Raw genomic sequence first — 8,097 nt, forward strand, 5'->3', positions numbered from 1 at the left:
AAGTGCTTGTGAAAAATCTGAACCTGAACTCCCTCAGAATGTTCGCATCCGCTGCCCGTCATGGCAGCTTCCTCAAGGCAGGAGTGGAGACGAACCTTTCTCAAGGCGCCATTTCCCAACGTATCAAGCAACTTGAGTTAGAGTTGGGTGTAATGCTGTTTGAGCGTGAACCGCGCGGTGTTTCACTCACACGGGCTGGTCAAGAACTATTCCAAACCGTTGAAACTTGTCTCGACATGTTGGATAAGACGGCAAGCCAAGTCCGGCAGCTTGGCAATGAGGTCACGGTGCATGTTTCGCCGACTATCGCGCGGAAATGGCTCGCCCCTCGACTGCCGATGTTTTCAAAGTTGAAACCGGGATTAAAACTGACCATCGAGGCCAGCGCACAGGTGCTTGAGCGGCCTTTGCATCAAAACGAGATTGCTCTGCGACATGGGAAAACTTTTAGAACCTGTCACGGACAGCAGATGCAACGGCTTATTGAACTGGAACTGGTAGCAGTGTGCAGTGCTGATCTGCCCGGTATCGGCGTTCAACCCAGTTTAGAGAGAGTACTTGCGTCATCGCTGATACAAGATAGCCACCGAAGATGGGATAAACTGTTAGCGCGTCATTGCGCGCAAGAGACACTGGAGCCATTGAATTTCAACTCTGCCTCGCTGGCGATAGATGCGGCAATAAACAACCAGGGCATTGCAATCGTACCATATTTATTTGTCCAAGATGATATTGATGCGGGCCGTCTTAGAGAGGTTTGGCGAGATAAGCAGGCTTCTGGAGAGTATATTTTTCTGGTTTGGCCGACGCAGCCAGCTACGTCGAAACCTGTGATGGACGTAGTTCATTGGATTCAAAACGAATTCTGTCGAAATCCTAACGGCTAGGTTCGCTTGCCGTCCAAGCCGCTCGCGTGGCACCACTCATTCAGCGCATCGAGCACTTGGTTCAGTAGCGCATCCACCCGCGTGTCGGTCGTGTCTACCACGAGATCGTAGCGCATCTCCTCATGAACGACGCCCGCCTCGCGTCGCCCGCTTCCGATCGGGCGGTCCCCGCGCTCGCGTTCCCGTCGGTCCAGCTCCTCCAGGTTGCAGGTTACACCGATGCGGAATGTGTCGAAGCCCTTGACCGCAGTATCGAAGCCAATGCGATGTGCGGGACGCAGAAAGGCGGTGTCCACGATTACCCTGCATCCGGACGCAAGGATAGCTCGGATCGCAGCGTGGTGCGCCTCGACCAGCAGGTTGTAAGCGTATCCCTCGCGATTGATCGACCGCCCAGCCTTCATCGCCGCGAGGTCGGCAGGTGGCAGCGAATACAGGATGCTATCAATCCCGAAACCCAAGAACATCTTCTGAAACCGGTTCTGAAGCGCACCCACAAGTGTCGTCTTCCCCGCGCTCGACGGGCCACTCACGAGAATGCAGCGTGGCAGGTCTCTCGTGGGACTGGCGGAAGACGAACGCGGCACGCCGGGTCAGCCCCTGAAGGCGGATAAATAATCGCCCAGGTTCACCCCAAACCTCCGCTGAAAAGCGCGTCTCATACGCTGTAAATCGCCAAAGCCGCTTTTCTCAGCCACGGTTTTCAATGGGATATTCTCAACCATCATGCCCCGTGCATGGTCAACACGTGTTTTCTCCACGAATTGGGCCGGAGAGATTTGCATGTGGGTATTGAATCGACGGCTCAGGGTGCGCGTGTTCATCCCCGCCTCCGCAGCAAGTGCCTCCAGTGACCATGTTTGTTCTGGACGCGCGACGATCTGCTCTATGAGGCGGGTCAAACTGTCGTCTGGTGTGAACTGACCTGCAAGATGCATGGCGTACTGGCTTTGCCCACCAGTTCTGCGCAACTGCACAACAAGCTCACGCGCAACGTCGAGGGCAACAGAAGTTCCGCAGTCTTTTCGGATGATACTCAATGCAAGATCAATACCGGTCGTCACACCCGCTGACGTGAATATTCGGTCGCTTTCGGTACAGATGAGATCAAGGTCCCACTTCACGCTTTCGTAGTCTCGAATAATCGTTTCGCGCCGCCAATGGGTTGTGGCAGCCATCCCGTCCAAAACACCCGACGCCGCAAGGATGAGTGCGCCTGAGCAGATAGAGATGAGCCGCTCGTCGCCGGTTCTTCGGGACCGGGCCGCAATAATGCCCAGAAGCGGCTGGTGGTCCAGAAACTGATCGACCGCGCCTCCAGGAATAAGCAAATCATCTGCGTTTGAAGCACTTGTTAGTGGGCCTGCCACAGACATAGCCAAACCACAGGACGCGGTGACTTCCTGCCCGTCCAAGCTGACAAAGCGGTGTTCATAGACGTTGTTACCGTCATACCTTGCTGTGTCGAAAGCCTGTACCGGCCCGGCGACGTCAAGCAAGTTCACGCCGTCAAAAAGAAAAACATCTAGTGTCCGGCGTTTTGGTCGCTTGTCCATTTTTGATGCTCATTTGTCATTTTAGACACTACTTCTGTAGGGTATTTGACGGTCTGTCAATCCTTGCCAACAGAGATGCATCATGTCCCTAGACTCCCACACAAATCCTGGCTTCATCGGACTTGTGGCCGCCAATACGATCCTTGCAACAGCTATGCCGATGCTCATTATTCTGGGCGGTTTGGCGGGGCTGGAACTAGCATCCAGTCCTTCTTTGGTGACACTCCCGCCTGCCGTACAAATGCTGGCTGGGCTGTTGGCAACAGCTCCGTTCGCGGGGTTCATGGGTCGATATGGCAGAAGAACAGGCTTCATGGTCGGAGGGACCTGTGCCGTATTCGGTGGGGTGCTTTGCGCGCTGGCGATGCTGCAATCCAGTTTCATTCTTCTCTGCCTCGGCCATATGGCTTTGGGTTCGGCTTTGGCCTGTTATCAATATTTTCGATTTGCCGTCGCTGAGGTTGTCTCCAAAGAATGGCAGCCGGTTGCGATTTCAATCATGTTGACGTCCGGGCTCGTGGCAGCCTTCTCCGGGCCTGAGCTTTTCATCTGGTCCCGAAATTCGATTGAGGCGGCACCCCTCAGCGGTGCTTACTTCGCCATATCTGTTTTCAGTCTGATCGGAATGTTGCCACTTCTGATGGTGAAAAGCTCTCGACCTTCCATCGAGGACACAGCGCACCGATTGCGACCGAAAAACAGGCTTAACGCCATCACGCGCGGGCCAATTCGTGGGGCCATTATCATCGGTGCAGTCTCTCAGGGCATCATGGTTTTGCTGATGTCACCTACGCCTCTGGCCATGATTGGCTGCGGGTTTAGTGAAGACACAGCAGGCGACGTCATCCGCTGGCATGTGATCGCAATGTTCGCACCTAGCTTTGTTACGGGCTTCCTGATCAAAAGGTACGGGACCAGAAAAATTGCCATCCTGGGCCTTTTGCTGACACTCATTTCTGCCGGGCTGGCTGCAAGCGGCTTGAGCCTCATTCACTTCTATGGATCGCTGATCATTCTTGGGATTGGGTGGAATTTCAGCATCATTGCTGCCACCAATCTCATTGTTGAAGCTGCCTCAGACGCAGAAAAGACCTTTGTGCAGGGCACGAACAATACGGTGATCGCTTTGATCTCAACTCTCTTTGCCTTCGGGTCCGGCGCGATCGTGTCACATCTGGATTGGACCATTTTGGCCATCGCCGCCATCCCGGTCCTGATCGCAGCGCTTGTCTATGCAGCACTCATGCGTTTTGAAGAAACGCCCACCAAAGAAGGAGAACTACCCACATGATCCAGGGACTAAGCCACATGACCTTCATCGTGAAAGACCTCGACAATATGGAACTGCTGCTGACCTCTGTTCTGGATGCCAAAAAGATCTACGACAGCGGGGAAAACACGTTTTCGCTCTCCAAAGAGCGCTTCTTTGACATTGGAGGCGTTTGGGTTGCTACCATGGAGGGTGATCCTTTGCCGTCTAAGACCTACAACCATGTGGCCTTCAAGATGGCAGACGATGAATATGACGATAGAATGAACCGCATCCGCGCACTCGGTTTGGAAGTAAGGGAAGGCCGTGCCCGCGTAGAAGGTGAGGGCCGCTCGATCTATTTCTACGACAACGACAACCACATGTTCGAGTTGCACAGCGGGACACTGGAAGAGCGTCTGAAACGCTATGCAGCTGGATAAAGTCTGAACAAGCAGGTCACATCCAGACTATCCTCGGCAAATACGTTGTGATCAGCTCAAGACGCCGATTTACGCCATAGCCGACATTCGCTATCGCGCAGAAATCGGGCAATTTGGGCTCTCCTAGCACCTTCGCCGCTCGATGTACGAATGCGTGCTTTCGGAAATCGCTGCCATCCGCATCATCATCCGCGAACGGGCATGGCGCGGACTTTGCTGCCGTTATGGGTTCGAATTCGAATGACTGCTTTTGCCTTTCAAAAACGAATGAAGTTGGTCCGCAAATACTCTGGCCGCCGCGGTCAGTGCGTCTTCATCAAATCCTGCATAGCCAAGCAGAAGCCCTTGAGGTCCATTCGGGGAAATGTTGTGCGCGGACAACGCATCGATGCTTAGGCCAGCCTTCATCGCTAGTTCACTAATGGCGACATCTGTTGTTCTTTCCGCGAGTTCAGGTTGAAACGACAGGCATAGATGCATGCCTGAAGGGTCTGTTTGCAAATCTAAAAGCTCAGATACCGGGGCAAGAGCGGCAAGTAAGTGCCGTTGCCGACGTCCATAGGTCCGCCTCATCCGGCGCAAATGCGTTGCGTAGTCGCCGCCTTGCATGAATGTCGCTAAGGCTGGCTGTGGAACAAGAGAAGCACGTGCACCAACCCTCGCCAAATGCGCCCGTAGCTTCGGCAAATACTCCTTTTTCACAACAAGATATCCGATACGCAAAGCCGGGCTGATCAGTTTCGAGAAGCTGCCCAGGTAAAGTGTGCGCCGCAGTCCATCGAGACCACACAAAGACGGCAAGGGCTGCCCACGATAGCGAAATTCGCTGTCATAATCGTCTTCAATCACCAGGCCGCCACATTGCTCAGCCCATGCCAAAAGTGAGAGGCGTCGCGGCAACGGCAAACTAACGCCGGTTGGGTAGTGTCGCGAGGGAGAGATAACAACCACCTCCGCATCCTGGGGTATTGCTGCGGGATTAAACCCTTCAGCGTCGATTTTCACCGGATGGGCTAGGTTACCGGTATCCTCCAGAACAGCACGCAGTTTTGGCCAGCACGGGTCTTCAATTGCCACATGCTGTCCCACACCCAAAAGCCCGTTGAACACCAATTCAAATGCTTCTCGTGCACCAGAAGTAATGACCACTTGCTCGGGGTCGCAGGCAAGCCCGCGCCATGCTTCCAAATGGTCGGCAATCGCCTCACGTAGCGGATACCACCCCAATAGATCAGGTGACGCCAAAAGCGCCGTGTCGGGGTCTCGCCATGCGCGCTCAAGATGCTGCGACCATAGTTTATGCGGCATCAACGATTGATCAGGTAGTCCCACTTGAAATGGCTGCCAAGGGCGGGGTGTGGGCGGATCAGCAAGGCGTTTTACCTGCGGTAGTGGTTTAATGAGGTGACTGATTTCATCGGTAATAAATGTCCCACTGCCCTGGCGTGCTGCAAAAATTCCTTCGCTGATCAATTGATCATAGGCTGCCTGCACAGTTGTACGCGAGACTGACAGCTCTTCCGCCAGCATGCGGCTTGCAGGCAATCGTTCTCCGGCTGCGTTCGGTGATGATGAAACGATCCGCCTCAATGCAGCGACGAGCTGTGACTGCAAAGATCCTGTTGCCCGGGTGTCCAACGTGATTGCCAGCAGTTCACGTTGCAAATTGGCCTTTTTTGAAAGTGCATAATTGGTCATTTCCTTATAGCCAATATAATGGCATCGCATGGGAAACAAGAGCCTAAGAAAGTCGACGCGATGACAGAAACACTGCCTGTTTCAGAGAAATCCCGCCTGAGGCGCATGCACGAGCGCGCACATTTTGACTGTGCAACCGTCAACGAAATTCTGGACGCACAACCCATGTGCAGCGTTGGTTATGTGATCGACGGTGCGCCATTTGTGACGCCGACGTTGCAATGGCGTGAAGGCAATCATGTCTATTGGCACGGCTCCTCGGCCAGCCGCGCTTTGCGCAGTTCATTGGATGCTGAAGTATGTCTGTCGGTCGCGATCCTCGACGGATTTGTTCTTGCTCGCTCAGGGATGCATCATTCGGTTAATTCCCGGTCTGTGACGCTGTTTGGGACTGCTTTCAAAGTAGAAAACCCCCAAGAAAAATTGAAAAAGCTTGCCCGCTTTGTGGATGGTTTATTTCCAGATCGTTATGCCTCGCTGCGTCCCGATTATGCGCAAGATCTCAAGGCTACGACTGTGCTAGGCATGGAGATCGCGGAAGGTAGCGCCAAAATCCGAACAGGCGGCCCATCCGATGATGAAGCAGATTATGCGTTGCCGATCTGGGCGGGTGTCATTCCTGTACACACAACCGTCGGCGCACCGATTGCGGACGCGCGAAACCTTGAGGGTTTGGAAATTCCGGATCATGTCACTTTGTTCCGATATGGATCGCAACGGGCATGACCGTGCTTTCCGTAAATATGAATGTGGCGGGGTTGCTCCGCAACCGACGCAACCAACCGTGGCCGAATATGGTGGACTTGGCTCGAAGGGCGCTTAGCGCCGGAGCAGCTAGTGTCACAGTTCACCCGCGTCCCGACGAGCGCCACACGAAAGCGTCTGATGTTCGTAACCTGCGCGCACTGATTGATGCCGAGTTTCCCGACCGGGAACTCAATGTTGAAGGTTACCCCGATGATCGGTTTCTGACCCTCGTACATGACTTTCGTGCAGATCAAGTGACACTCGTCCCGGATGCGCCTGAGCAGCCAACAAGTGATCATGGATGGGACTTTGTTGAAGAAAGAAACCTGCTTGCTCCGGTTGTCGCGCGCCTTAAGGCCAACGGACAACGCGTCGCTGTCTTTGCAGATGCAGATGCTGGAGTGATGGGTGATGCCGCCGCGACCGGTGCAGACCGGGTGGAACTCTACACTGGACCCTATGGCGGTGCACACAAGAACCTCAAGACGCAAGCGAACGAATTGGATTGTCTCGCCGCCGCGACCGTTGAAGCATCGCGGAACGGACTGGACGTGAATGCGGGGCATGATCTAACGGTTGAAAATTTGACGCCACTGGTCAGGCGCATTCCAGACTTAGCCGAAGTTTCCGTCGGCCATGCCCTGTTCTGTGACACCCTGACATTTGGGATAGAAAAAACGGTGCAGAGATATCTTTTAGCCTGCGAAGGTCGAACTGAATGACGCAAATTTGGGCAGGTAAGTGTATACGTACGCTGCTCGTCCGTTCGTAACCGACTGCTCTAGGGTTGCGCAGAGCATTCAGTGATATTCTCCGAACCGGACATTGGTAAAAGGCGCAGCATTGGTGGCTCTGGGGCTCTCCTAGCACCTTCGCCGCTCGATGTACGAATGCGTGCTTTCGGAAATCGCTGCCATCCGCATCATCATCCGCGAACGGGCATGGCGCGGGACGAAGTTAGTTTTCGCTGCAGATGTCCCAATGACCGCTGTGCTCACTAACACCTCAACAACCAAATGATGAGTCGCCTCGACGATATGGAATCTAGGAGTTACCGTGGAAAGAACGTCAAACAGTGCAGATAAGAACACGATCGCTCGTCTCAACAAACACGCTTTTTTGGGACTCGAGCTGTCGCCTTCGAGCTTGCATATCATTAAGCGGGTGTCTTTTGACCGATAATTCAAAAACCATCAAACCCAACCTAGTCATCGCCTATTTGCTGCTACTTATCGTTGGTTGGTTCGGTACGCACAGATTCTATTTGGGCGAGATCAAGGTTGCGAAGATATTTCTATGGGTAACTTTGATCTCCTTACCTTTGCTGTTTTTGGGCGGGATCGGAGCGTTCGGCCTTTATGCAGTGTTTTTTGGCATGATTGTGGACCTGTTCATGTGTCCGTCGTCATATAAAGTTGGACATCATAGCGGCTTGAGCATTGGAGGCTCTGGCTCGTTTGTGTGATTGATTATGCGGCTTGTTTTTCGTGATGCAAGCGTCGTTGCCGGATTGTCTG

9 protein-coding genes are annotated in these 8,097 nt (G+C 53.6%); 6 read left to right on the forward strand and 3 right to left on the reverse strand.

The features are described 5' to 3' along the window. Positions 1 to 8 precede the first annotated feature (8 nt). Positions 9 to 887, forward strand: a complete 879-nt coding sequence (locus V6N04_RS16925) for a LysR family transcriptional regulator (RefSeq protein ID WP_371171377.1) — start codon at positions 9 to 11, stop codon at positions 885 to 887. Here the strand turns inward: V6N04_RS16925 and V6N04_RS16930 are convergent. Both V6N04_RS16930 and V6N04_RS16935 read right to left on the reverse strand, forming a co-directional pair. Beyond that, the gene (locus V6N04_RS16930; protein ID WP_371171378.1) at positions 884 to 1,420 is read right to left on the reverse strand and encodes a phosphotransferase-like protein; all 537 of its coding nucleotides are present in this window, start codon (positions 1,418 to 1,420) and stop codon (positions 884 to 886) included. The genes V6N04_RS16925 and V6N04_RS16930 overlap by 4 nt on opposite strands. 60 nt (positions 1,421 to 1,480) lie before the next feature. Further along, on the reverse strand, positions 1,481 to 2,443 hold the full coding sequence (locus V6N04_RS16935) for a GlxA family transcriptional regulator (RefSeq protein ID WP_371171379.1): 963 nt from the start codon (positions 2,441 to 2,443) through the stop codon (positions 1,481 to 1,483). Between the two features lie 82 nt (positions 2,444 to 2,525). Here V6N04_RS16935 and V6N04_RS16940 point away from each other — a divergent pair, with 82 nt between their 5' ends. Together V6N04_RS16940 and fosX are read left to right on the forward strand one after the other, a co-directional pair. Continuing rightward, positions 2,526 to 3,734 carry an MFS transporter gene (locus V6N04_RS16940; protein WP_371171380.1) on the forward strand — a complete coding sequence of 403 codons (1,209 nt, stop codon included), beginning with the start codon at positions 2,526 to 2,528 and terminating at the stop codon, positions 3,732 to 3,734. Then, on the forward strand, positions 3,731 to 4,135 hold the full coding sequence (gene fosX, locus V6N04_RS16945; protein ID WP_371171381.1) for a FosX/FosE/FosI family fosfomycin resistance hydrolase: 405 nt from the start codon (positions 3,731 to 3,733) through the stop codon (positions 4,133 to 4,135). The genes V6N04_RS16940 and fosX overlap by 4 nt, the downstream gene beginning before the upstream one ends. A 222-nt stretch (positions 4,136 to 4,357) precedes the next feature. On the opposite strand, the gene pdxR is transcribed toward fosX, so the two are convergent. After that, entirely contained in the window at positions 4,358 to 5,833 is a 1,476-nt protein-coding gene (gene pdxR / locus V6N04_RS16950) for a MocR-like pyridoxine biosynthesis transcription factor PdxR (RefSeq protein WP_371171382.1), read from the reverse strand. A 60-nt stretch (positions 5,834 to 5,893) separates the two neighbouring features. Between pdxR and V6N04_RS16955 the strand changes: the two genes are divergently transcribed. The 3 genes from V6N04_RS16955 to V6N04_RS16965 all read left to right on the forward strand — a co-directional run bounded on the left by V6N04_RS16955 (position 5,894) and on the right by V6N04_RS16965 (position 8,045). Continuing rightward, positions 5,894 to 6,559, forward strand: coding sequence for a pyridoxamine 5'-phosphate oxidase family protein (locus V6N04_RS16955; protein WP_371171383.1), 666 nt, complete (start codon positions 5,894 to 5,896; stop codon positions 6,557 to 6,559). Then, positions 6,556 to 7,302: a pyridoxine 5'-phosphate synthase gene (locus V6N04_RS16960; protein WP_371171384.1), complete on the forward strand. Its 747-nt coding sequence runs from the start codon at positions 6,556 to 6,558 to the stop codon at positions 7,300 to 7,302. The genes V6N04_RS16955 and V6N04_RS16960 overlap by 4 nt, the downstream gene beginning before the upstream one ends. A gap of 449 nt (positions 7,303 to 7,751) precedes the next feature. Then, a complete protein-coding gene (locus tag V6N04_RS16965) occupies positions 7,752 to 8,045 on the forward strand; it encodes an NINE protein (protein WP_371171385.1) in 294 nt (97 codons plus the stop codon). Positions 8,046 to 8,097 lie beyond the last annotated feature (52 nt).

It is taken from the genome of Aliiroseovarius conchicola, assembly GCF_041403445.1.
Classification (GTDB): domain Bacteria; phylum Pseudomonadota; class Alphaproteobacteria; order Rhodobacterales; family Rhodobacteraceae; genus Aliiroseovarius; species Aliiroseovarius conchicola.

Excerpts from the sequence above, each read along its gene's own strand:
- V6N04_RS16935 (WP_371171379.1), bottom strand. The coding sequence starts at position 2,443 with ATGGACAAGCGACCAAAACGCCGGACACTAGATGTTTTTCTTTTTGAC.
- V6N04_RS16940 (WP_371171380.1), top strand. The coding sequence starts at position 2,526 with ATGTCCCTAGACTCCCACACAAATCCTGGCTTCATCGGACTTGTGGCC.
- fosX (WP_371171381.1), top strand. The coding sequence starts at position 3,731 with ATGATCCAGGGACTAAGCCACATGACCTTCATCGTGAAAGACCTCGAC.
- pdxR (WP_371171382.1), bottom strand. The coding sequence starts at position 5,833 with ATGACCAATTATGCACTTTCAAAAAAGGCCAATTTGCAACGTGAACTG.
- V6N04_RS16955 (WP_371171383.1), top strand. The coding sequence starts at position 5,894 with ATGACAGAAACACTGCCTGTTTCAGAGAAATCCCGCCTGAGGCGCATG.
- V6N04_RS16960 (WP_371171384.1), top strand. The coding sequence starts at position 6,556 with ATGACCGTGCTTTCCGTAAATATGAATGTGGCGGGGTTGCTCCGCAAC.